This window comes from Amphritea atlantica, from assembly GCA_024397875.1.
Classification (GTDB): domain Bacteria; phylum Pseudomonadota; class Gammaproteobacteria; order Pseudomonadales; family Balneatricaceae; genus Amphritea; species Amphritea atlantica_B.
The window spans coordinates 3,530,610-3,554,173 of the sequence record CP073344.1 but is presented as its reverse complement, the minus strand read 5'-3'; the positions used below and the strand labels follow the sequence as shown (position 1 = coordinate 3,554,173).

Below are 23,564 nucleotides of genomic sequence, written 5' to 3'. Positions count from 1 at the left end.
CAACCCTTATCCGCTACTGACTATTGGATGCAGCGCTACGAGCAGGAGCATCCCGAAGTAGTGCATCAAGGAGTGCACCGCCCATGTGCTCAGAACTGCTGGCAGCCTTCCTCATTAGAACCTGTAACTCCGTCACAGCAGCCGAAAACAGGGGGTAATGCGTGTCTCTGGAACACATCACCTGAAACAGCGTCTGCTGAATTTCGTAAGCAAGCAACCGACCCGGTGGTACTGGCGGCCATTGAGGCACGTAAATCACTGAAACTGACCCAGGCAAAGTTTGCGCGATGCCTGGGGCTCAGTCCTCGTACTGTCAGTGAGTGGGAACAGGGGCGTCGCCAGCCCAGCGGAGCTGCGCGCACGCTACTGCACTGGGTAGCCAAGCGTCCGGATTATTTGAAAGAAGCGCTAAAAGCCCTATAGCTGTGTTCACCAAGCATCTTAGGCTGATACGTCACCGCAGTAATTTCTGACACAAAACCTCAATGATAAGACAAGGACGTCACCCTTAAACATGAACGGAATCATTACATTCATTGAGGATTTCAACATGTCAGATATCAAAGACAAACCTTCCAAAAGTAAACGTAACCGTATTTCTAGCCTGAGACTGTTAGAAAGCCGTGGCATTGAATACATGACCAACAATGACGGGATTCATCTGATTGTCACCGGTAACTATGGGTTTATCGACTTCTGGCCTGGTACGGGTAAATGGAAAACACGGGATAACTCCATGAGTGGTTTCGGTGTTTTTGGGCTATTAGAGATGATCGAGTCTGGTCAGATCTGAAGCACCGAGTATCGGTGCTTCGTTCCTCAAGAGGCTAACCTTTCAAGGTGACGCCTCTTTTTACCTTATCTAAATGCGACGACAATCAGGCTGGGCTTTCATACCCACGTTAGTCGTGACAGCACATCATGAGATTACACATGAAAACTCCTCTTGAACTGAATGCTGATCAGCAAGCGGCTATGGCCGCAATAGAATCATTTTTAACTGACCCATCACAACAGGCTTTCGTGCTGTGTGGTAGTGCTGGCACCGGCAAAACAACCCTGGTGGCTCGGATTATCGAACTGGCATACTCACGTGAACTCCAGTCAATGTTGGTTGCACCTACCGGACGAGCGGCCCGAATACTGCAGGGCAAGCTGGATCGTATGTTGCCGCCCCAACTGTCGGGTATCAAGGTGTCGACACTGCACGGAGCTATTTACTACCAGTCCAATCTGACAGTAGATGAGTCGCGTAATGAAGATGGGCTATCCGCGATCCAAACGGATTTTTCACTCAAAAAGCAGGGGAACACATTTGATCTCTTGATAGTTGATGAAGCATCGATGGTGGGCAATATTGGAATGTATCAGCAGTCCCTGCGTTTTGGTAGCAGTCGATTGTTGAACGATCTGATGGCCTATGTAGATTTTCTGCACACAGAAGGCATAGCACACCAGCCAATCAAGCTACTGTTTGTCGGAGATCTGGCACAGTTACCCCCTGTTCGCAGTAATGAATCCCCCGCGCTATCACCAGACTATTTATATGAGAACTTCGGTATTCAGGCTCGACGTTACGAACTAACGCAGGTCATGCGACAAGCGGATGGCAGTCATATTTTGCCATTGGCTAGCGCTATTAGGGAGACGATCTTCCAGCACACAGACCAACAGGTTCAGATCAACTACAACGAAACCGATGTGCAACAAACTGACTTTAATTCAGCTGTTAAATTGATCGCTGATAACGTTCGACAAAATCGGTCATCCGTTGCGGTTGTCTACCCCAACAGTATCGCGATGCAATACAACCTGGGGGTGCGAGCGCTGTTGTGGGGAAATGGCTATTGCTTTACGCATGAAGGGGATCGGTTGCTGGTGACCCGCAACTCACCAACGCTTGGACTTAGCAATGGTGACCTAGTGAGAGTGCACAGTGTACTGACATCACAGCTGGTAGAAGCAGTGAGACTGCCGAATGGTAAGGTGGTTTACCTTAAGTTTCGGGAAGTGCGCTTGCTACCGGAACCTGATGGCAGTGACGAAGATACGATTCAGTGCACCATTCTCGAAAACTTGCAGTATTCCCCCAACAGCGACTTAAAGATTGAAGAACAGGATGCCCTCTATCAACTGGTCAAGCAGCGTAACCCTTATCTGGACCCCAATGGCGCTGCGTTTGAAGAAGCTATACGTGATGATCCTTATTACAACGCTCTGCAGGTACGGTTTGGTTATGCACTGACCTGTCACAAAGCTCAGGGCGGAGAATGGCAGCAAGTTATTGTTGATCCGATGGGTGTGCGACTGGATACGGAACAGGGGAAGCGCTGGCTGTATACTGCAGTGACTCGGGCGTCTCATTTTTTGCTAATGGTTCAATGAAGCCACGACCTTGGTAAACCTATCTTAGCAAAGCTGTACATATTAGGTATCTCGTTCTCTGGCTATATTAAAAGGATCGATTCCCTCGGGCTTATTCGCAATATACCCAGAGCCATTTTATATCCTTATAATTAGCAAAGAAGATTCGAAAGTGGATTAAAATTTGGACGAGAATATAAGGTTTTAATATATATAAAAAAAGGTCCTGAACAGAAAGTTCAGGACCAAAGCCGCCGTGATCAAGCGGAAAGCCGGCACCGCCGAAGGGGATGGTAGTGCCAAGAGAGAAAGCCCACAAATAGTTATAAACTATTTGAACTTATGAAGCAGAAACACGACCTGCTACATCTGTCGATAATTTACCAAATACTGCACCTAGAATTACAGATAATGAAATAATCAATAAAGGATTTTCAAAGGATGAAGAGGTCAATGTACCAACAGACATTTTTCCTTCTGTCTGCATTAGATATGCGAATGTAGCAGCGTAAGACAATACTGAAGCAGGTACTGCGCCAAATAGAGAAATATTTGAAGCAAACACGACTGCAAAAGCTGTTATGGCAACGACTATAGCTGCCCATAAAGGCACGCCTAGTGTAGCGGCAAAAGGTAATGCCACGAAACTAATAGCCCCTACCCATCCGATAAATACACCAAATAGGCCACAGATGACGGTATTTTTAAATGCTGTGATGTCGGCGCCTAAAGCTGCAAATGCAGCCCAAGCAATAAAAATAGCCCAAATCAGTACAAAACCAGATAGTGGACTGAGAGCCATCCAGGTAGCGATTGCACCAAAAATAGCGATGCTTAGTGAAGTTGCAGTTAATGGATTCATAAATGACATTTCCTTAATTATTTTTTGAGTTAGTCATTTGGCATTTTGCCAATTTACTATTATAACAATGCAGGTAGTGTGCCAATGTTTGAGTATTGAATTAGGCGGGCGTTTTTTTGATATGCATCACATCTAAGTTATTGAAAAATAATAATTATTTTTTTAATTGATTGATTGTTCATGATGCTTATTATTTTGTTGTGTGCCATTTATTATCAGATTAGGTACAGTTGATGCTACAGTTGTTGCAATTCCAAGAAAATATTTATGGGGTTTGTGTGTATATTAAAACTATATATTTGATTTTTAATTAAGGCTAATTTAACCAATAATGATTGAATTGTTTTTATATATTTATTGGTGAGGTTTTTGTTGATTTTTTTTGAAAAATACGATTATGTTTTTACGGTTTTTTATAGGCTGGATTATCTTGATGGATTTGTTTTTTAGTGTAGAGTCGTTTTTTATTTTTAATAAAGCGATTTCAATATTTTCTACAATGTTAGTTTCGTCCAGAACTAATGCGTGATAGAAGTCTACATTCTTTTCGTAAAAGTAGTCTAAAGGAGTTTTTTCAATAATAAATATGGCAGTTTCTTCTATGGCTAGCAAAGCTTTATATATAAAAAAATCATTTTCTTTACTGTGTGGTTCGGTTTTTGGTTTGTGTGAGTTGTATTCATTAAAATGGAGGTTGGATTGTTTTTGGTGTTTTTTTTCTTGGTTTTTTATATGTTGATTTATTGAGGGTATAATGTGTATATCATTATCTATATCATAATATTTAATATCAAAAAGCTTTAATTTTCTTTTTATTCTGTCCATGATGTTGGCCGATATTAATAATATGGTTTGATGGGTTTTACTTGCGGTTTTTGAATTTGAATTGAAGTTGGTTGTTTTTATTCCGCTAAATTATTTAAGCCAGTGTCAAATCTGCAGTTTGATATTAAATATAGAGAGGTGAGTAATCTTCACCTCTCTATTTAATACAGCTTAACTTTGAATATACGCTACATGCGTGTGCATATATTCATACAAGCCATGTTTGCCGTCAGCACCACCTATACCTGACTTGCGAACACCTGCATGAAAACCCTGCATTGCTTCGAAATTCTCACGATTGACATATGTTTCACCAAAGTCGAGACCGTTAATCGCTCGCATTGCCTGACTTAAATCACGTGTATAGACAGATGAAGTTAGTCCATATTCAGATGCATTTGCATAAGCAATCGCTTCATCAAGGTCATTAACAATCTGAATAGGTAATACTGCACCAAAAATTTCTTTATTCATGATTTCCATACCCCCATGACAGCCGGTAAGAACTGTTGGTTGATAATAGAAACCCTGTCCAAGATCGGCGATAGCACCACCGGTAACAACAGTTGCTCCTTGCTGTTTAGCTGTTTCAACCATTGCAGCAATTTTATCCAGACCAACTTTGTTAACTAGTGGGCCCATATCGACATCGGGCTGAGCAATAGGATCTCCATAAGTTATGGATTCCATTGCTGCTGAGATTTTGCTGATAAACTCATCAGCGACTGAAGCCTGGACATAAACTCGTTCAGCACAGTTACAAACCTGACCTGAATTAATAACTCGCGAACTAGTGATTGCCTTCACAGCCAGATCAATATCTGCATCAGCTAAAACAATAGCTGGTGCTTTACCGCCCAGCTCCAAATTTAATTTTGTGATATTCGGCGCTGCGGCTGCCATGATGCGAGCGCCGGTATCAACACTACCGGTGAAGCTGATCATGTCAATATCAGGATTTGTTGTTAGTGCGTTCCCTACATTGGCTCCGGAGCCACAAACAACGTTGAATACGCCGGGAGGAATGTCTGTTTCTGCAACAAGTTTTGCAAATTCGAAGCAATTGTTAGGAGTTTCTTCGCTAGGTTTGATAATGATAGTGTTACCGGTTACCAAAGCAGGGGCCATTTTGCGTGCTATCAGAAAGAACGGAAAGTTCCAAGGCAAGATCCCGGCAACAACGCCGACCGGTTTGCGAAACAAGAATATATTTTCACCAGGACGATCACTCGTAATCACTTCTCCCTCTATTCGACGAGCCCATTCGGCCATATAATCAATATAGTCTGCAGTGAAGTCGACTTCAACACGAGCTAACCCTAGTACTTTGCCTTGTTCTTCAGTAATTATTCGTGCAAGCCTATCAGCGTTTTCACGAATTTTATTTGCAATTTTACGCAAATACCCTGCACGTTCATTAGCCGTTGTTTGAGACCATTTTTTTTGCGCTGTTTTTGCTGCCGCGATTGCCTGTACTATTTCACTTTCACTCGCATCCGGGACACGTGAGAGTAATTGGCCGTTTGCTGGATTAAATACATCAATGGTATTGGCAGGTTCAGCCATAAATTCGCCATTAATATAGTTACTATATACTGGGACTTCAGACATGACATTATTCTCTTTTTTCTTATTGGAAAGTTGAGTCAGGAGAGTACGAAGGGGTGTACTAACCTGACTCAATAGTGGGCTACTTTTAACGAGCAGCAGCATCCATCAGTTTTTTAGCGTTTTTCTTCAAAGCAAACACATGAAGTACGCCGCCTTGCGGAACTGAAGTGGTATGATCCATAACAGCATCGAATGCACCCTGCATGCGCTGTGCATCAACACCCCAGCCAGCCTGTACACCGATGAACTGTGTACCGTTTACCATCCAGCTAGAAGGTACAGCTGTTATTCCCGAGTTAGCCCGGTATTGCCACAGTTTTTCTCCGGTTCTGGCGTCTAAAGCACGGAACATACGATCGTTTGAACCGCCAGAGAACACCAAGTTTCCGCCGGTGGTCAGGATTGGTCCCCAGTTCATCTCTTTCAAGTTAAACTGCCATACTTTTTCACCTTTCTTCAGATCCCAGGCCTGAATCTCACCTATGTGATCTTCAGCACCGTCAGCTAGGCGAATATTGGTCAGGATGTCTGCAATAGGTACACCGATATACAACTCTCCAGATTTGCGTGGCTCTAGCTTTACACCACCCATTTCAGAACATAGGTTCTCATGTGCAGGGATGTAAAACAGTCCTGTTTTAGGATTGTATGCTTCTGGCGGCCAGTCTTTACCACCCCATAAAGAAGGACAGAAAGTTACAGTCTTACCTGTGCCTGGAACATGCGCAGGGTCATAAGTTGGACGACCTGTTTTAGGATCAATGCTTTTGAATACATTCTGCTTTACGTATTTTTCGGCATCGACAAAATCGATTGAACCATCTTTATTGCGTTCCAGAGTCCACAGAACGCCATTACGACCAGCATGTACTAGTCCTTTAATTTTCTTGCCTTTGTGCTCATAATCAATAATGACGGGAGGGGATACTTCATCCCAGTCCCAGGCGTCATTGTGGTGATACTGGTGATAACCTTTCAGATCACCTGTTTCAACATCCAAAGCAACTACTGAGTTGGCATAAAGGTTGTCACCTGGACGAGTATCTGGCATCCATGGGCCACCATTGCCCGTTCCATAGAAAGCTACCCCAAGATCAGAATCGTAGGTCCCTGCAATCCAAACAGATGCGCCACCAGTCTTCCAGGCATCTCCCTTCCATGTATCACTTCCAGGCTCGCCAGGTGCAGGTATCGTATGAGTTTTCCATTCGATTTTACCTGTCTCGGCATCAACAGCTGTGATGTGGCCTCGAATGCCATATTCCCCACCCGATACACCAACCATAACTTTGCCTTTAGCAATCAGCGGTGACAGAGTCATGTAATAACCATCCTGCCAGTCTGCAACACAAGTCACCCAGGACTCTGCTCCAGTTTTAGCATCTAGTGCTACAAGGCATGCATCAGTTGCGGCCAGATAAACCTTGTCTCCATAGAGGCCAACGCCTCGGTTAGTCGGGTGCAGCTGGAATAACTCTTCTGGAATCTCTTTTTTATAACGCCACAGTTCCTCTCCAGTTTCTGCGTTCAACGCAATAACCTGATTGTTTGGCGTTGAAATAAACATCACACCATCATTTACAATAGGAGGTGCCTGATGACCTTCTAATTCTCCAGTAGAGTATGACCACACAGGTACCAAATCATCAATATTGTCAGCGTTGATCTGATCTAACGAACTATATGTCCAACCCTCATAGTTACCTCGCCATTGAAGCCAGTTCTCTGCTTCTGGATTTTGTAATCGGTCTTCAGTAACCGGATTGTAATTCGTCAATGGGTTTGACTTAGCACCTGTTGCTTCTCCTACTGCGAAAGCAGAAGGTGCCACAGCCAGTGCAACGGCCAGAACTCCAAATCGTTTAGCTAATGACATAGCTCACTCCTTTTTTTATTTTGTCTTCTGAGGACCCCACATGGGGAATAGAGACTCTTTTTAAATGTTATTGCTTGTAACCAGGTTTTCGCGTGAATGAATCTTTCACCACTAGCAAGTCATCTTTGATTTCAATGGGTAGCATTGCTAGCTTCCTGGTCGCAGGCCCATTGGTAACTTTGCCGGCTGCGTATGGGTTGAATCTTGAGTAGTGGCAAAAACAGAAAAACTCTTTTTTCTCGGCAACAAATGAATTAACGTCACATCCTTGGTGAGTACATATTGCAGAATAAGCAACAACACCATCGGCAGAATGCGTTTTGGTTTCTTCATCCATTAGAGCCGGATCAAGACGCATCACCATAACCTTGTTAAACCGAGAGCCACTTCTTATCACTCCAGTCGTGGGGTCTTGTGGAAAAGCCAACACCTGCTGAGCTTCTAGCACCAGTTCTGATGCTGAAATTGCGCGTGCATTTCCATGACCATCCTCAATTACCAGGCGGTCACCTGGTTGAGGGCGCATGATTTCAACTTTCTTTGTTGCAGCTTCTGCACGACTTGATAAGCCTTCTGTTGCACCAACAGCTGCAACACAGGCACACGACTTCAAAAATGATCTACGTTCCACAATCTTTCTCGCTATTTTGTTATCGTTATTTACTTGTCAGTCATCGCTAGAGATTCAAAAATGCGAGACTTCAATACTCTTGAGATCGCAAGCTATGTGCCAATCTGTAAAAATTTGCAAAATAACAAATTAAGTGTTTGATAAATAAAGACTAATTTTTTTGGTAAGCCTATCGCGCTTCAGTTCTTTACTGAATCAATTAGCATGATTAAAAGACAGTTGTTTGCTACAGGTGGTGCAGCGAAGCGACAATAGACTCTCGGTTTATGCGGAGATGATCTGATTCAAAACACTTGTGGAAGAGTGCGTTATTGGGCATCTAACAACTTAATTTTCGGATGGTATAGGGCGCTGAGAAAGCTTTAGATTAGTGGTTTCAAGCTGAATTTAGTGATCTTAATAAGGTAAAATAAATCAGCTTAACATCGAACGTCTCAGGATATTTAATTCGAAAAATGCATGCGGCATATATCTTGCTGTAAGTTTCATAAACGATAAAAATGAGACGTCATCCGTGAACTATTTAACACTCTTAAAATCATTATTAACGATCACCTGCCTCTTTCCACTTGTGGTACTTGAAGCCTCACCGAAACAGATCTGGAAAGACGGAATAGATTACATAGAAGTATCAGGCAAAGAATCTTTACCTGTTACCAATCATTCCTATCAGCTTGAAACTAAGAAGCTTGCAAGAATATTGAGTCAACTCAAAATAGTCGATAAAACATCTGACGACGGTATCAACCAAAAGAATGAGACATTAGTATTTACAGATAAAGAAATTAGTATTCTTGCTCAAGGTATAAGCAAAGCGCTGAACCAAACTACTAACGGAGAGGTAGTAAAATTTTCGGTTTCAGATTTTCGCAATGTTTACTTGGGAAGTAAGCGCCTTTCCGTCAGTGGTACGGTATTTGTGCACGACCATAAACTGAATATTATTTTTGGTGAAGTTCATGTCGATCTACAGAGAAAATATGTCCGTGATGGCAAAGGAGTAAGCAATAGTAGGTTCGCCTCCAATGTTGAGCTATCAAACTTTAAACTAAATACAGGAGATTTTTTAGTGCCAGGTGAACACGACTGGCAACTACAGAATTTCGTCGGTGCTGCCCGAGTTGACGAGCGTTATGATTGGCTCAGCATTGATCTAAACAAGGAATATGACTACTTTCAGCAGATAAGTAATTCTCAGACGTACTTATCAGAAGCACAGAAAGCGCAACAACAGGCCGATAATTATTTACTGGAAGAGCGAATAAAAAAGCTTGAAGCAGTCTCTGCACCAACATTATCTGTATCAAGGATAGAAAGTTCAGTTGAACTACGTTTAAAAAAAATTAAGGTCCTCTATTTACAAGGTGATATCCCAGAAGAAATCTATCTTGAAAAATTAAGAGAAATTGTGAATGATCTTTAAGGGTTGAAACTGTGATTATCTAATATTTATATGAGTCAGGCTATAGGTTTTTTATGAATAAATTTATGTATATATCACTCCTAATTTTTTCCATGGTTTCTTCGGCTGCTGCTATGGCATCAGAAAAAAAAGATCTTTTGATAGATTTTAAGAAAGACATATTTGCTGAGATAATTCGAAGTCATGGAAAGCAAATTGAAACAGAAGTATTACTTCGGTGGTGTCAATTTGACGATCTTGCAAACGAAATTGGTTTAACTGAGAACGCACTTAAACGTGTTGTATATGACTCTTTTGTTGTGGCTGGAACGGATAATGTTAAAGCCACAGAAATAGCTAGAAAGATGGCTGATGAATCATGGGATCTATATAATTTTTCTTTATTTAGTGATCTTTCTAGCTACAGAGAAGGACTTAAAAAAGGGTTGGATATTTCATATTCAGAACCAGACATGTATAAAAATTTCTGTCATAAAGTTGAGGATGAGACGCTTGAAGAAATGCGGATAATCCCTAACTAAAATTGTTGAAAATTGTAGGTGTAACAAATGATAAAAAAAATAACACTATGTCTTATTCTTATCCTTCCATTGAGTGATAATGCATTATCTGAAACATTATCTTTGGAAAAAAAATGGCAAACTAATTCTGAATTGAAACAGCCTGAGTCAGTTATCTATGATATTTCACGTCGTTCTATATATGTATCTAACATCAATGGTGAATCATCAGAACCTGATGGAAATGGTTTCATTTCCCTCATAGCAAACGATGGGAAAATTGAAAAGCTAAAATGGGTTGATGGTCTGAATGCGCCCAAAGGAATGGCAATATTTGGTAAAAACCTATTTGTATCAGATATCAATGAGTTACTGATTATTGATATTGAGAAAGCTGAAGTAACTAAACGTTTTAAAGCGGACGATACTAGTTTTCTTAATGACGTAGCTGTTGCTAGCAGTGGCGTTATATATGTTACCGACACTGCAAACAATCGTATCTATAGACTCTATAAAGGTCATCTTGAAATTTGGTTAGAGGATAGTCGGTTAGACAATCCGAATGGGCTATATATTGATAATAGTTCTATTGTAGTAGCGAGTTGGGGAAAACCTGTTGATGGTTGGAAAACTGATATACCAGGGCATATTTTACAAGTTTCATTCGAGAACATGAGCATAACTGACTTTGCTGATGGAGTACCCATAGGTAACCTGGATGGACTTGCTAAAATTGATGACACAAGCTTTCTTGTTACTGATTGGATGATAGGGAAATTGCTGCTAGTAAAAGCTGATGGAACTGTCAAAACTTTATTGGAACTTGGCCAAGGTAGTGCAGATATTCTGTATATACGAAGCAAGAATTTACTCTTAATTCCACAAATGATGAAAGGTAATATGGCTGCATATTCTTTTAAAAAATAATTGAAATTTATTTTAGTAAATAAAAGTAAAGGTAAACAGCTATGATTTTCAGTAACTCTGATAAAGTTGCCTTATGGAAGCTGATTTACCTTACTTTTGTCATGCTGATTAGTCCGCATGTCAATGCTGAAGATATACCATTGTCTGCTTCATTAACTAAGTTATTTCCCAATGCTACTCATATCAATAAAGAGGATGAAACCCTAGATATTATTCCCGTATATAGTTCAAATATATTAGAAGGGTATGCGTTTCATACAGCTGAAATCTATCCAGTCAGGGGCTACGGAGGTAAGCCGATCGATATTCTTGTCGGGCTATCATCGCAGGGGCTATATACCGGATTTGTAACACTTGAACATCACGAACCTATATTTATCAAAAATGATGGTCCGCGAAGGCTTGAACACTATATGGCGCAGCTTATAGGTGTAGCCGCCTCAGATAATATCTATATCAAAAAGAGCAGTAAAAAAACACTAGAGGGGGGGCGAAAAAGCACCTATATAGATGGTATCACCAGCGCCACGGTTACCATCAAAGCACTTAATAAAACGCTTACGACCGCGGCGCGTGCTGTGGCACAAGCCAAAGAGCTTGAGGGATACTCTCTGTCTTCCTGGTATACCCCTAAAACAGACATATTCGAAAATTTGACTTTGGAGCAGTTGATTAACAAAGGATTAGTAACTCACTGGCCAATTTATGCTTCGCAAATTCGTTCAGCCAAAGTTGATAAAAAACTAGGCTACCCCAGTCAGCCTATATCGACGGAAAACGAGGAGCCGTTAGCTGAGCTATATATCGCATATTTAAGTCATCCTCTTGTCGAAAAAAACTTGCTAAATGGATCAAAGTACGAGGAATTTATCAAAAAAAATGACTCAAAAGATCAATATATTCTTGTTCTTTCCAAGGGGTCTTGGGAGGGAATGAATTTATCAGAAAAAATCAGTATGAGTCAGCGAGGTTCTGAAGTAGTTCGTAAGGTTTCAGATTTAAAAATAACAAGTTATGATTTGAGTATTTCTGATAATAACTGGAGTGAACTTAGTGTTTTTAAGATTCCATCAGTGGCAAAGTTTTCACCATTGTTAAGAACAAATTTAAAATTTAATACTGATAAAAAAATAATTTTAAACGAAGTATATCAACTCCCTAGGGATTTTTTTACACAGCATAAAAAGAAGGTAGAAATTGATTTGCCGCTATGGATAGAAATATGGCAGCAGCGTCAAGATGATATCTCTTTGTTATTGATAGGTTTGACTATCCTGACCATTGTTTTTCTAAATCAACATTTTTTTGTTAAGAGTTCTACTTTTTTTCATAAAGTTCGCTGGCTGTATCTATCATTTACCTGTCTATTTATCGGCTTTTATTCGCAAGGCCAACTCAGCATTGTAAACGTATTAACTTTACAAAATTTACTCATCGATGGCAGCTCTATAGAGCTTTTTTTACTTGATCCTATCATCGCTATTCTTTGGTGCTACGTTCTAATTAGTCTTGTACTTTTTGGCAGAGGTCTTTTCTGTGGCTGGTTATGCCCATTTGGTGCTATTCAGGAATTCGCAGGGCTATTAGGTAAGCGTTTGAATATAAATAAATGGAAGATTGGTGATATTTGGCATAATAGACTTCAAAAATTCAAGTATTTTGTTTTGGGAGCCATTGTATTTACTTCCTTTTCTTTCCTCAATATTGCTGAACAAATAGCTGAAGTAGAACCTTTTAAGACAAGTATTACACTCTATTTTATCAGAGAGTGGTACTACGTGCTGTATGCAGGGGGGATGATTTTTCTTGCTATGAAAGTTCACAAATTCTATTGCCGCTACATATGTCCATTAGGTGCGTTTATGGCAATTGCGGGAGCCTTTCCAATATTTAACTGGCTTACAAGGCGTCCGGAGTGCGGATCACCTTGTCAAAACTGTCGGGTCAATTGCGAAATTGACGCCATTCCAAAGCATGGAGTAATTGATATGAAAGAGTGTATTCAATGCTTAGAGTGTATTGTCATTAATTACAATCCAACGTTATGCGCTATAGAAGTTGCAAACACAAAAAAACGTAATAGGGTTAGAGCAAAATATATACCTGCCTCCTTAGTAGAGTAGTTGTAAACCTCCGGTGAATCCATCTGGCATCACAAAGCCTGCCCCTCTAAACTAGGAAAGGTGCAAACAAGTCTAATTATTAGTTTTTAGCTACCTAACTATGCGGTCTGTAGAGCGCCGCTAATTAGTACTTAATCGCAGGTTAACTAGGTGTTCACCGATCTTTAAGTGGACACCTAATATGACTCTCAATGCACCTCCATCAGTAACCGACCAGCCAGTAAGCGACGCCGCTTTGATTTGCCGTTCAAAGCTATGATCTTTGACCCCTGTCAGTAGCCAGAAAATTCCATTGCCCAACTCGCTCGTGATAATACACTCAACGCTAACCTGGTTCATAAGTAGCTGATAAATTCCCGGCAGTAGGAATCTACGGATATGCCCGCATTCCTGCATATTCCTGCCGGTCATTCTCCCAACAACGGCATCAGTGACTCAGGCTCCTGATTCCGTCACGCTGGAGATCGACTTGCCATTCCAACAAAAGATGCCGTGCCTAGTCCCAAGCATCAAGTAGCTATTTTTAAGTGGTATTGGAAGTGTGGTTGCCGTCAGCGCTGATTTGATATGTGCAGACGTTTCATCCAGGCCTTAAATGTATAGGTATTTAACTGTAATAATCTTAACAATCTATCGTTATCAATCATAAAAAAGCCCTGCCGGAACTAATCAGGCAGGGCTTTAATTCTGTATCAACAACCTGAGATCAGAGTACCCGATTGTTGTTCAGGAACTTACTTTCCTGACTAGGCCCTGTGCCATCTGCGTAGAGGGTGACTCCAGATTTCAGGCAGATAGTCAGATTATTATGTGATTCCTCAGTATCTTTCGGCAACAGGTGTTCGACTATCGCTTTTTCCTCGAGTAATTCGAGTTCGGTCGCAGTGAGATGTTTGCGGCTGAAATCATTGATATCAAGTCCATGTACAATCTGATAACGCCCATAATTACATCGCACAGGGAAGGAGAAGAACACGCCCTTCTCTATGCCATAGCTGCCATCGCTCAAAATACCCATGCTGACGATCTCACCCGGCTCAGTACCCTGAGTCCAGTTGTGCATCTGATCAACAATCGCCTGAGCGGCTGAGGCTGCACTGGATAACCCACGGGCTTTAATAATCTCACTACCCCGCTCCTGCACCCGCGGAATAAACTCATTACGATACCAGGAGGTATCGATCTGTCCCATGGCAGGCCGACCGAACACTCTTGCGTGATGGAGGTCCGGGTACTGGGTTGGAGAGTGATTACCCCAGATAATGATGTTTTGAATGTCACGTGCAGTAACACCACACTGACTGGCCAGCATACCTTTAGCTCGGTTGTGGTCTAGCCGTGTCAGGCAGGTAAACTGAGAAGGACTGAGTTTTGGCGCATTACGGCTGGCGATCAGTGCGTTAGTATTGGCAGGGTTGCCGGTCACGAGAACTTTAACATCGCGGTTAGCAAAGTCGTTCAGTGCCTTACCCTGACGGGCGAAAATCTCTGCGTTCACTTCGAGAAGATCGCTTCGCTCCATTCCCGGTCCGCGGGGACGTGCACCAACTAGCAGTGCATAGTGGCAGTTGCTAAAGCCATCTTCGACATTATCATGCAAAGTGATGGTGTGTAGCAGCGGATAAGCACAGTCTTCCAATTCCATGGCCAGACCGCGGAGAGCTTCCATAGCGTCAGGAATTTCTATCAACTGGAGAATAACCGGCTGATCACGGCCCATCATTTCACCGGCTGCAATTTTGAATAACAGGTTATAACAAATCGCCCCCGCTGCTCCGGTGACAGCGATCCGAACAGGTCTTCTCATTACATATTACCTCACCTTTCACAAGGTACTTAAATGTTTTCCTGATTTATGTACTTTTATAAAAAGGTGGCCATATTAAGCCACCTTTATTTTTCACTTAGAAAGTAACAGATGCTTCTATAATGAAACCATCCCATTCAGAACCGCCAGCGGCACCAAATATGGTAGCTCCGCCACCGGAAAACTGCTCTTCTTCCTGTTTAACATATTCTGCTTTAAACAGCGTAGAATCGTTCATCCAATAGCCAGCACTTAATTGCAAACGATCGGCTTTATTTGGTCCGTTTACGCCAGTGCTTTTGTTGGATGATTCTGCATAGCGCGCAGCCAGATAATAATCTTTACTGATGTCATATTTACCTTCGACAGACCAAAATTCCATTTTGGATTCTTCGGCGATATAGGCTGTTTGAAGAGAGCCTTCACCTGCAGCCCAGCTGTAATCATCTTTAGCTTCACCATATATAGCGTGAACCAGGAAATTGTCCCCTTTGTATTGAACATCTGCTTGCCAGACTAATGCTTGAACACCAGGTACGATTAATGGATGAGTTGCACGAGCACTTGGTGCAGTATTGGCGAACTGATAGTTATCACCATCACCGATAGCGATAAGCGAACCAAACGGCTTACCCGTTACTGCAGATTGTTTGTGGTCGGTCTTAAAAGCACCTGCACCGAAAGACAGTCCGCTTTCTAGATTAACTGTACCGCGCAGGCCGATGTTATACCCATGTCCTTCAGAAAAGTCAGTGAAAAAGTCAGGAGTAGCCAGCACTGCATCCCAGGTTAGGTTGGTTCCGCTGTCCAGTGTATGAGAACCATATGCCCACAGGCCTTCTTCTGCAGTAATCATATCTATAAGACTGTTACCCACAAAAGGGTTACTTTGTACGGCGGCGCCATCAGAGTAACGGATGAAGTTCTGGGTAGTTGAAACGACGTTACCTAGACGAACACCGGTATTGTTTGGTAGATCAAATTGAATCCATGCCAGATCCTGACTGATAGCAGCGCTGCCATTGTTCCAGTCATTAGGCTCTTCTGCTAGTTCTGCAAAAACAGAAACATTTTCAGCAACCTGTGCATTAATATTTAGCGCGAAACGCATACGTTGGAATGCAGAGTCAGCTGCAGCGTCATTCGGATTAACCGCAGCGCCTTCAACTTCAATGCCGGACTGCCATGCCTGCATTGCAGCTCCGCTGATTTTTACTTTTCCATCCATGAATTCTGCAGCAGAAGCTGCTGTAGACATTGCCAGGATTCCTGCCGCAATATGCATGCTAATAAGTGTTTTTTTCATTAAGAAAACCTCAATCGTTATTTATTCATAGGTTTTTATTTTTTGTGATTAAAGAAAAAAATTTGAACTTTATTTCTTTATCGCTGTACCTATCGCAATTGCTGTGCCAGAAAGTTTTCTTTAGATGTGTATTTTATAAGCCTATGTAATACAATGACTTTTTTTGTTTTTGATTTTTTCTATTGTTTTTATAACATATTGATTAAAGACAGTTGTCGCAGGTTTGCATTAAAAATGCGACAACTGTCTTTTTTGTAATTCCATATATGTTATTTAATGTTCTGCTGTCGCCTGTGAAGGTTGATCTTTTATTACAACCGCAATTTGAAAACCTTCAGGTTTTTCTCCAACCAAATATACGACGGAACTATACTCAGGCTTTTTATCCTTGGTAGGTTCTTCGAAATATATTCTCATCAGATGTGTCACCGGTAGATTGCTCTTGTACTTTTTGTCTCCTAAGTTGAAGCTTTTTAGAAAATTTGTATCTGCTTTCTCAAATTCAGTGTGATTTATTTCACGGCCAAAGTTGTTTTTAGTATAAACTCGGATCATTTTCTGCTTATGTTTTCCCACATCTTCCCAGTTAATCAGGCGTGATATCTCTTCGTAGTTCTTCGCTTCATGAGCTTTAATGAAGCTATCAAGTAAAGCTTCTTTGCTAGAAGATATCTCAGATGCATTTGCAATCATGCAATTAAAAACGATTACAAGTGTAAGTATTTTTTTTATCATTTCATGCTCTCCAATTTATGTTCGAATGCGAGGGATGCTTTCGATAGGTTGTTGGAGCAGGTATCATGCCAGTTTTTATTTTATCTTTTTGTATAAGTAAACTGAGGATTTAAGACGGGTATGAAAGATTACTTGAAGGAAGAAATAAGTAAAACATCCCTGTCATTATAATGACAGGGATGTTTTACTTATAAGAATAGATTTAATACATATTATTTGGTTGTTCGATATTGTATTTCTTCATTTTTCTGTAAACAGTAGATCGGCATATGTTGAGCTCTTCTGAAACTTGCGTTATGTTCCAGCGGAGCCTGCGAAGCGTTTCAAGTAAGCGTCGACCCTCTTCATCGCTTACAAAATCGGAAAGGCTCATTGTTTTAGATTCTTCTATTTCTGTCACGATCTCTCCCTCTTTGAATAAGTCCTTATTAGCGCGGACTTCAATTGGAAGATCATCAACAGTAATATGTTTGTTTTGTGAAACAGCAAGCGAATATCGGAGAACGTTACCTAACTGTCTGATATTTCCGGGCCAGTGGTAATCGTTCAGTAGCGTGGTTACCTGTGGCGAAAATGTTACATCCTCTGAGCCGCCTAGCTCGCTATTAAGAATGCAGCGAATGATAAACTCTTTGTCGCTACGTAAGCGTAATGCGGGTAATTTGAGGGCCATACCATTTAGGCGGTAATAAAAATCCTCCCTGAAGAGTTTGTCTTTTATTCGTTGGATCAGGTTTTGGTGGGTTGCCGATATCACTTGAATATCCAGAGATGTAGGCTCAGATGCCCCAAGTGCTAGAATTTCTCTTTCTGCCAATGCGCGTAATAGCCTGGTTTGCAATTGAATAGGCATATCACCAATCTCATCGAGGAAGATTGTCCCTCCGTTAGCTTGCTCTAGCTTTCCTTTCATGCCTTTGCGATTCGCCCCCGTGAATGATCCGCTGCGGTAACCAAACAACTCACTTTCAATTAGGGATTCGGGAATGGCTGCACAGTTTAGAGCTATGAAAGGGCCGTTTTTCTTTGCACTGGCATCGTGTATGGCTCGGGCAAATGCTTCTTTACCTGTACCTGTTTCACCAGTTATCAGAATAGGAATGTCTTTATCTATGACGTGACGGATCTGCTGTACATTTTGCAGTACATCTAAGTCTTCACCTGCCAATTGTTCCAGTGTAGGGTGCTTATGTTTATTTGAACGTTCTGTCTGTTTGTTTCCAGGTTCAACTGTAGGACTGATTATGCCTGCAGGAACTCTGATAGCAACTTCGATTTCATCCAGTAATTTTGGTGACTGATTATAAACAGTATTTGCACCACCGTTACTTTTGCTCAGTAGCTCGTTTATTGTAAGACCTGTAATATCTTCAATTTGACAGCCGAGTAGTTGTTGTCCAGGTAGTAGTAAGCCTTCATATTCAGCAAATGCTGCGCGATTAGCGCCTATGATGACACCTCGTTCATTTACCGCAATTAATTGCTCCTGAGCCAGGTCAGAGAAGTTCTTTGTCTCTTTTATATGCATGGTGACCTGACTGCGGTAGCTTTGTCGGAAGTAGCTATTCTCAATCATTCTGCCGTACATCATTACCATCTGAAGAGTAAGAAGCTGAGTCTCCTTGCTTCCACTTGAACCCAGACAAGATGCATTTAGGCATCCTTTCAGGTTGCCAAGAGGATCAAAAATTGGAGTTACAGAACAGCTAAGTTGTTTATGGTTATCAAAGAAGTGCTCATGTTGATGGATGATCATCGATTCTTTTTCTATCAGGCAAGTGCCGATACCATTTGTGCCTGCATTCTTTTCACCCCATTTAGATCCAATCAGTATACCTGCGTCCTGCCAAATATCTTTCATCTGTGGAGGGAGTTTTGCGTCGAGAGTCAGGCCAGATTCATCGGTAAGTAGTACGGAAAAGCCTGCGGCAGAAATACGCTTAGACAGTCCTGTCAGACCATTTCGGGCGATATTCAGATAGCTTTCATGACGTTCGAGATGTTGCTTAATTTCATGATTTGTAATGACCTCGACGTCTTGAGGGGAGTGTGGATCCAAGCCGTAATTAAGAAGACTGCGTTGCCAGGATTTGGCAATTATTTCTTCTGGTTGAATACTTCGTTCTTGAAAGTTTCCTGTTACGTAAGCGACAACATCCTTGGTGCCATTTAATCGTGGCATGTTTCTCATAGTGGATTCGCTCCAGCCTTATTACACTGTGACTGCACTTTCACTTAATTAATTCGTACAGCAGTGTATAAGGTATTATTATTTTAATTTCATTATAACAATGTTTATGAACATTGGAAAGCAATATAAGCAGGATGTATGCCAGTTGCTTGCTTGGTTATGATAATGTGACAAATATTGTATAGATGAGTTGAGTGATTAGCAGACTTGATTTCTTTGATGTAAGAGTGAAGCCTTTTAGGGCTGTGATGTAATCTATAGTCAGTGATTATTTTTGCATAGCTGCTCAGAAAAATAGCCGGGGCGATAATTTAATTTGGCTAATGTTATTACTTGGCGTATAGGCTATCAAGTGTAGCATTTTAGATTCATCTGTTTCATAAATGATACAGTTGTCTCATTTGTCTGGCGTGTTGATTTTCCGCTTTATCGGGTTTGAAGGGATGATGTGAAGTGTGGAGTTTTCGAATTTGATAATGTTTGTATGTTCTTATTATGTATGATCAGTTATTGGCGTTAAGCTAATGTCGGTCACGCTTATGTTTAATTCAATAAATTTTCCATGCGAGCTTATAGGCAAGGGTTTTATATTTATAATCCGATTTATAAGTTTTTTTGCTTACAGGTAGAACTATCCTGATTTATATGTCTGTAGCTGTCTAATTTTTAGGCTTTCTATCGTGTATTTTGATAATTAAAACTCGAAGAGCACTCTGGCCTGGAAATTGCTCTATTTTATTCAGAGTTGTTTCTGGGTGTAAAACGCTGAATTTATTGGTCTGTTTTGCTTCAGGTGTCGCAACTCTCGTTGCAAGAATGCTACGGTTGAAAATAAATCTAATATTAGGAGTTACCCATGAGCTGGACAAAACCATCTTACAAAGATCTGCGTATCGGTTTCGAAGTTACAATGTATTTCGCCAACCGATAAATTTCTTTATCAATCTCCAAATAATGCATGCAACCATGCCCGGTAGGTTCGGGTTGCATGTATAGGTTTCTGGCCTGAAATGGATTTGCTCTGAAGTTAAGTTGATTTTAGTGTGAGTTTGTTTTGGGTCGGTTTCCGCCATATGGAAAAAAAATGAAAATTCAGATTCTTGGTTCCGCAGCGGGCGGCGGTTTTCCTCAGTGGAACTGTAACTGCCGCAACTGTGCCGGCTATCGGGCCGGAACGCTTAATGCAAAATCCCGGACGCAGTCCTCCATTGCGGTGAGTGCCAATGGCGAAGACTGGATTCTGTTTAATACCTCCCCGGATATCCGTCAGCAGCTGGCTGACTTCGCACCGATGCAACCGAATCGCAAAATTCGTGATACCGGCATTGCCGCGATTGTCTTCATGGACAGCCAGATCGACCATACCACCGGTCTGCTGATGCTGCGTGAAGGTTGCCCCCATGAGGTCTGGTGTACCGATATGGTGTATCAGGATCTGACCACCGGTTTCCCCATCTTTAAGATGCTGGAACACTGGAATGGCGGTATCAAACGCAACCGCATTCCTGTCGGGGGAGCGGCAGACGAGGGCGCTAACAGCTTTGTGATCCCTCAGGTCCCCGAACTGAAACTGACAGCGGTCGCGCTGCTCAGCAGTGCTCCACCCTATTCACCGCATCGCAACGACCCCCATCCAGGGGACAATATAGGTATCCTGATAGAAGATACCCGCAGCGGGAAAACCCTGTTCTATGCCCCTGGCCTTGGCCAGATTGAACCCCACCTTAAACCGATTATGAAAGAGGCAGATTGCTTGCTGGTCGACGGCACTATCTGGCGTGACGATGAGCTGATCACCACCGGTGTGGGCGATAAGCTCGGCGTCACCATGGGCCATCTGGCGCAGTTGCGTAATGATGAAACCGGCAGGGGTGGCATGATCGACTTTCTGGATACGCTGGATAAGCCCCGGAAAGTGCTGATCCACATTAACAATACCAATCCGATCCTGGATGAAGACTCACCGGAACGGGCCGAAGTGGAAGCCCACGGTATCGAAGTATCCTGGGACGGAATGGGTATAGAACTCTGAGAGGTTTGCCATGAATGCACAGATGAACGAAGCCGGTACACAAGCCGATCTGCCACCGATGAGCCGGGACGAATTTGAACAGGCGCTGCGGGCGAAAAGCGCTTTTTATCATACGCAGCACCCTTACCATATCGCCATGTACAACGGCAGCTGCACTAAAGAGCAGATTCAGGGCTGGGTGGCTAACCGGTTTTACTATCAGATCTCCATTCCGGTGAAAGATGCGGCGATTATGGCCAACTGCTCCGATCGCGAAGTGCGTCGTCACTGGGTGCAGCGCATACTGGACCATGATGGTTATGATGGCGCGGTGGGTGGCATCGAAGCCTGGTTGCAACTGGGTGAGGCGGTCGGCCTGACCCGCGAAGAGATCCTCTCGGAAGAACATGTCTTGCCGGGGGTTCGCTTTGCCGTGGATGCCTATGTCAATTTTGCCCGCCGGGCTGACTGGCATGAAGCCGCCAGCTCCTCGCTGACTGAGATGTTTGCACCAACGATCCATCAGAATCGTCTGGACAGCTGGCCGGGCCACTATCCCTGGATTAAAGAGGAGGGCTATCAGTACTTCCGTAACCGTCTGACCGAAGCCCGCCGCGATGTGGTACATGGGCTGGAGATCACCCTGGATTACTACAAAACCCGTGAGCAACAGGAAAAGATGCTCAACATCCTGCAGTTTAAACTGGATGTGCTGTGGACCATGCTGGACTCGATGACCATGGCCTATGAACTTAAACGTCCACCGTATCATACGGTGACTGACGAGAAGGTGTATCACAAAGGATTGTTTGCATGAGCAGCCCGGCGAACGCCCCCGCGATAACGCCGGATCAGACCCCGGTGCTCAACCGGATGTTCCGCTTCCAGTGGGAGAAAGCGCAGGACTGCTATGTGCTGCTCTATCCCGAAGGGATGGTCAAACTCAATGGCCCGGCCGGTGAAGTACTGGCGCTGGTCGATGGTCAAAGCACTGTAGCGGATATTATCCAGACACTGCAGGCAAAGTTCCCGGATGCTGAGGGGATCGACCGGGATATTCTGGATTTTTTAGGAGACGCCCGTGAGCAACTCTGGATCAGCCTGTAACGGTCAGCCTTCACAGGCGCCGTCTTTAAGCCATTTAAACAATGTCCCAACCCATGGTCAGCCGCTCTGGTTGCTGGCCGAACTGACCTATAAATGTCCTCTGCAGTGCCCTTACTGCGCCAATCCGGTGGATTTTGCCAGCAAAACGGGAGAGCTGACGACGGCTGAGTGGATCGACGTCTTCACTCAGGCGCGTGAACTGGGGGCCGCCCAACTGGGTTTTTCCGGTGGCGAGCCACTGGTGCGCCAGGACCTGATTGAGCTGATTAGGGAAGCGCGAAACCTCGGCTACTATTCCAATCTGATCACCTCAGGGGTGGGGTTAAACGAACGCAAGATTGCTGATTTCAGAGAAGCGGGTCTGGATCATATCCAGGTCAGCTTTCAGGCGGCCGATCCTGAAGTGAACAACCTGCTGGCGGGTTCTGAAAAAGCGTTTAAACAGAAGCTGGCGATGGCCCGGGAAGTGAAAGCCCAGGGTTATCCGATGGTGCTGAACTTTGTCACCCATCGTCACAATATTGATCAGATAGACCGTATTATCGAACTCTGTGTTGAGTTGAAAGCGGATTACGTCGAACTGGCTACCTGTCAGTATTATGGCTGGGCGTATGAAAACCGTAACGATCTGCTGCCCACCCGGGTGCAACTGGAGCGGGCCGAACGGATCACCAATGAGTACCGTGACCGGCTGGCGGCGGAAGGTAATCCGATCAAGATTATCTTTGTAACCCCGGACTATTACGAAGAGCGCCCTAAAGGGTGTATGAACGGCTGGGGCCAGGTATTTCTCACGGTCACCCCGGATGGCACCGCGCTGCCGTGTCACAGTGCACGCATGCTGCCGATCGAGTTCCCCAATGTGCGGGAGCAGAGTATCGAGGCTATCTGGAACCGGTCCAATGGCTTCAACCACTTCCGTGGCTATGAGTGGATGAAAGAACCTTGCCGTAGCTGTGATGAAAAAGAGAAGGACTTTGGTGGTTGTCGCTGCCAGGCCTTTATGATGACCGGTGATGCCAACAATACTGACCCGGTGTGCAGTAAATCGCCGAACCACGGTATGATCATTCAGGCGCGGGAAGAGGCTGAACTACCCTCCCACAAAGAACCGATCTACCGTAACGAACGTAACTCCAAAGTTTTTGCTAAAAGTTAGTCAATGGCTTTTGGCTCTCGTTGTTTCAGTGTGTTCCATTTATGCGGCACGTGTTGCATTTTTTACAAGACATCTGTTGCTGGTGCAGTTGTTTAACTTATCAATA

Annotated in this window: 22 protein-coding genes; 12 read left to right on the top strand and 10 right to left on the bottom strand. The window is 43.0% G+C overall.

Going from position 1 to position 23,564, the window contains the following annotated elements; genetic code table 11:
• Positions 1-27: 27 nt before the first annotated feature.
• The 3 genes from KDX31_16435 to KDX31_16425 all read left to right on the top strand — a co-directional run bounded on the left by KDX31_16435 (position 28) and on the right by KDX31_16425 (position 2,385).
• Positions 28-423, top strand: a complete 396-nt coding sequence (locus KDX31_16435; GenBank protein UTW05430.1) for a helix-turn-helix domain-containing protein — start codon at positions 28-30, stop codon at positions 421-423.
• A 127-nt stretch (positions 424-550) separates the two neighbouring features.
• Positions 551-793: a hypothetical protein gene (locus KDX31_16430; GenBank protein UTW02900.1), complete on the top strand. Its 243-nt coding sequence runs from the start codon at positions 551-553 to the stop codon at positions 791-793.
• Positions 794-933: 140 nt separating this feature from the next.
• Positions 934-2,385 (top strand): AAA family ATPase, encoded by a 1,452-nt coding sequence (locus KDX31_16425; GenBank protein ID UTW02899.1) that lies wholly within the window; start codon positions 934-936, stop codon positions 2,383-2,385.
• Positions 2,386-2,704: 319 nt separating this feature from the next.
• Here KDX31_16425 and KDX31_16420 read toward each other — a convergent pair whose 3' ends face one another.
• The 5 genes from KDX31_16420 to KDX31_16400 all read right to left on the bottom strand — a co-directional run bounded on the left by KDX31_16420 (position 2,705) and on the right by KDX31_16400 (position 8,169).
• The gene (locus KDX31_16420) at positions 2,705-3,226 is read right to left on the bottom strand and encodes a DUF1097 domain-containing protein (protein UTW02898.1); all 522 of its coding nucleotides are present in this window, start codon (positions 3,224-3,226) and stop codon (positions 2,705-2,707) included.
• 354 nt (positions 3,227-3,580) lie between these two features.
• Entirely contained in the window at positions 3,581-4,051 is a 471-nt protein-coding gene (locus KDX31_16415; GenBank protein ID UTW02897.1) for a hypothetical protein, read from the bottom strand.
• Between the two features lie 171 nt (positions 4,052-4,222).
• On the bottom strand, positions 4,223-5,662 hold the full coding sequence (gene aldA / locus KDX31_16410) for an aldehyde dehydrogenase (protein ID UTW02896.1): 1,440 nt from the start codon (positions 5,660-5,662) through the stop codon (positions 4,223-4,225).
• Between the two features lie 85 nt (positions 5,663-5,747).
• Positions 5,748-7,538 carry a PQQ-dependent dehydrogenase, methanol/ethanol family gene (locus KDX31_16405; GenBank protein UTW02895.1) on the bottom strand — a complete coding sequence of 597 codons (1,791 nt, stop codon included), beginning with the start codon at positions 7,536-7,538 and terminating at the stop codon, positions 5,748-5,750.
• Positions 7,539-7,605: 67 nt separating this feature from the next.
• Positions 7,606-8,169: a Rieske 2Fe-2S domain-containing protein gene (locus KDX31_16400; protein ID UTW02894.1), complete on the bottom strand. Its 564-nt coding sequence runs from the start codon at positions 8,167-8,169 to the stop codon at positions 7,606-7,608.
• 514 nt (positions 8,170-8,683) lie between these two features.
• Between KDX31_16400 and KDX31_16395 the strand changes: the two genes are divergently transcribed.
• The 4 genes from KDX31_16395 to KDX31_16380 are packed head-to-tail and all read left to right on the top strand — an operon-like array spanning position 8,684 to position 13,142.
• Complete coding sequence (locus KDX31_16395) at positions 8,684-9,592, top strand: hypothetical protein (protein ID UTW02893.1); 909 nt, start codon at positions 8,684-8,686, stop codon at positions 9,590-9,592.
• 53 nt (positions 9,593-9,645) lie between these two features.
• Entirely contained in the window at positions 9,646-10,113 is a 468-nt protein-coding gene (locus tag KDX31_16390) for a hypothetical protein (GenBank protein UTW02892.1), read from the top strand.
• Positions 10,114-10,140: 27 nt separating this feature from the next.
• Positions 10,141-11,019 carry a hypothetical protein gene (locus KDX31_16385; GenBank protein ID UTW02891.1) on the top strand — a complete coding sequence of 293 codons (879 nt, stop codon included), beginning with the start codon at positions 10,141-10,143 and terminating at the stop codon, positions 11,017-11,019.
• A gap of 41 nt (positions 11,020-11,060) precedes the next feature.
• Entirely contained in the window at positions 11,061-13,142 is a 2,082-nt protein-coding gene (locus tag KDX31_16380; protein UTW02890.1) for a 4Fe-4S binding protein, read from the top strand.
• A 435-nt stretch (positions 13,143-13,577) separates the two neighbouring features.
• Here KDX31_16380 and KDX31_16375 read toward each other — a convergent pair whose 3' ends face one another.
• From KDX31_16375 to KDX31_16355, 5 genes are all read right to left on the bottom strand, one after another.
• Complete coding sequence (locus KDX31_16375) at positions 13,578-13,730, bottom strand: YjbQ family protein (protein ID UTW05429.1); 153 nt, start codon at positions 13,728-13,730, stop codon at positions 13,578-13,580.
• A gap of 118 nt (positions 13,731-13,848) precedes the next feature.
• Positions 13,849-14,949 (bottom strand): malate dehydrogenase, encoded by a 1,101-nt coding sequence (locus tag KDX31_16370; protein ID UTW02889.1) that lies wholly within the window; start codon positions 14,947-14,949, stop codon positions 13,849-13,851.
• Positions 14,950-15,046: 97 nt separating this feature from the next.
• On the bottom strand, positions 15,047-16,255 hold the full coding sequence (locus tag KDX31_16365) for a hypothetical protein (protein UTW02888.1): 1,209 nt from the start codon (positions 16,253-16,255) through the stop codon (positions 15,047-15,049).
• Between the two features lie 273 nt (positions 16,256-16,528).
• The gene (locus KDX31_16360; GenBank protein UTW02887.1) at positions 16,529-16,990 is read right to left on the bottom strand and encodes a hypothetical protein; all 462 of its coding nucleotides are present in this window, start codon (positions 16,988-16,990) and stop codon (positions 16,529-16,531) included.
• Positions 16,991-17,192: 202 nt separating this feature from the next.
• A complete protein-coding gene (locus tag KDX31_16355) occupies positions 17,193-19,181 on the bottom strand; it encodes a sigma-54-dependent Fis family transcriptional regulator (protein ID UTW02886.1) in 1,989 nt (662 codons plus the stop codon).
• 856 nt (positions 19,182-20,037) lie between these two features.
• Between KDX31_16355 and pqqA the strand changes: the two genes are divergently transcribed.
• From pqqA to pqqE, 5 genes are all read left to right on the top strand, one after another.
• Positions 20,038-20,112 carry a pyrroloquinoline quinone precursor peptide PqqA gene (gene pqqA / locus KDX31_16350; GenBank protein UTW05428.1) on the top strand — a complete coding sequence of 25 codons (75 nt, stop codon included), beginning with the start codon at positions 20,038-20,040 and terminating at the stop codon, positions 20,110-20,112.
• Positions 20,113-20,265: 153 nt separating this feature from the next.
• The gene (pqqB, locus tag KDX31_16345; protein ID UTW02885.1) at positions 20,266-21,213 is read left to right on the top strand and encodes a pyrroloquinoline quinone biosynthesis protein PqqB; all 948 of its coding nucleotides are present in this window, start codon (positions 20,266-20,268) and stop codon (positions 21,211-21,213) included.
• Positions 21,214-21,235: 22 nt separating this feature from the next.
• Positions 21,236-22,009 carry a pyrroloquinoline-quinone synthase PqqC gene (gene pqqC / locus KDX31_16340; protein ID UTW05427.1) on the top strand — a complete coding sequence of 258 codons (774 nt, stop codon included), beginning with the start codon at positions 21,236-21,238 and terminating at the stop codon, positions 22,007-22,009.
• Positions 22,006-22,299 carry a pyrroloquinoline quinone biosynthesis peptide chaperone PqqD gene (gene pqqD, locus KDX31_16335; protein UTW02884.1) on the top strand — a complete coding sequence of 98 codons (294 nt, stop codon included), beginning with the start codon at positions 22,006-22,008 and terminating at the stop codon, positions 22,297-22,299. The genes pqqC and pqqD overlap by 4 nt, the downstream gene beginning before the upstream one ends.
• Positions 22,274-23,458 carry a pyrroloquinoline quinone biosynthesis protein PqqE gene (gene pqqE, locus KDX31_16330; GenBank protein UTW02883.1) on the top strand — a complete coding sequence of 395 codons (1,185 nt, stop codon included), beginning with the start codon at positions 22,274-22,276 and terminating at the stop codon, positions 23,456-23,458. The genes pqqD and pqqE overlap by 26 nt, the downstream gene beginning before the upstream one ends.
• The last annotated feature ends 106 nt before the right edge of the window (positions 23,459-23,564 follow it).

What these genes read in the sequence shown, in the direction of transcription:
- KDX31_16420 (UTW02898.1), bottom strand. Translation starts at nt 3,226, where the DNA reads ATGAATCCATTAACTGCAACTTCACTAAGCATCGCTATTTTTGGTGCA.
- KDX31_16435 (UTW05430.1), top strand. Translation starts at nt 28, where the DNA reads ATGCAGCGCTACGAGCAGGAGCATCCCGAAGTAGTGCATCAAGGAGTG.
- KDX31_16385 (UTW02891.1), top strand. Translation starts at nt 10,141, where the DNA reads ATGATAAAAAAAATAACACTATGTCTTATTCTTATCCTTCCATTGAGT.
- KDX31_16405 (UTW02895.1), bottom strand. Translation starts at nt 7,538, where the DNA reads ATGTCATTAGCTAAACGATTTGGAGTTCTGGCCGTTGCACTGGCTGTG.
- KDX31_16365 (UTW02888.1), bottom strand. Translation starts at nt 16,255, where the DNA reads ATGAAAAAAACACTTATTAGCATGCATATTGCGGCAGGAATCCTGGCA.
- KDX31_16370 (UTW02889.1), bottom strand. Translation starts at nt 14,949, where the DNA reads ATGAGAAGACCTGTTCGGATCGCTGTCACCGGAGCAGCGGGGGCGATT.
- KDX31_16360 (UTW02887.1), bottom strand. Translation starts at nt 16,990, where the DNA reads ATGATAAAAAAAATACTTACACTTGTAATCGTTTTTAATTGCATGATT.
- pqqC (UTW05427.1), top strand. Translation starts at nt 21,236, where the DNA reads ATGAACGAAGCCGGTACACAAGCCGATCTGCCACCGATGAGCCGGGAC.
- pqqD (UTW02884.1), top strand. Translation starts at nt 22,006, where the DNA reads ATGAGCAGCCCGGCGAACGCCCCCGCGATAACGCCGGATCAGACCCCG.
- pqqB (UTW02885.1), top strand. Translation starts at nt 20,266, where the DNA reads ATGAAAATTCAGATTCTTGGTTCCGCAGCGGGCGGCGGTTTTCCTCAG.
- KDX31_16380 (UTW02890.1), top strand. Translation starts at nt 11,061, where the DNA reads ATGATTTTCAGTAACTCTGATAAAGTTGCCTTATGGAAGCTGATTTAC.
- KDX31_16425 (UTW02899.1), top strand. Translation starts at nt 934, where the DNA reads ATGAAAACTCCTCTTGAACTGAATGCTGATCAGCAAGCGGCTATGGCC.
- KDX31_16415 (UTW02897.1), bottom strand. Translation starts at nt 4,051, where the DNA reads ATGGACAGAATAAAAAGAAAATTAAAGCTTTTTGATATTAAATATTAT.
- KDX31_16390 (UTW02892.1), top strand. Translation starts at nt 9,646, where the DNA reads ATGAATAAATTTATGTATATATCACTCCTAATTTTTTCCATGGTTTCT.
- aldA (UTW02896.1), bottom strand. Translation starts at nt 5,662, where the DNA reads ATGTCTGAAGTCCCAGTATATAGTAACTATATTAATGGCGAATTTATG.
- KDX31_16430 (UTW02900.1), top strand. Translation starts at nt 551, where the DNA reads ATGTCAGATATCAAAGACAAACCTTCCAAAAGTAAACGTAACCGTATT.
- KDX31_16355 (UTW02886.1), bottom strand. Translation starts at nt 19,181, where the DNA reads ATGAGAAACATGCCACGATTAAATGGCACCAAGGATGTTGTCGCTTAC.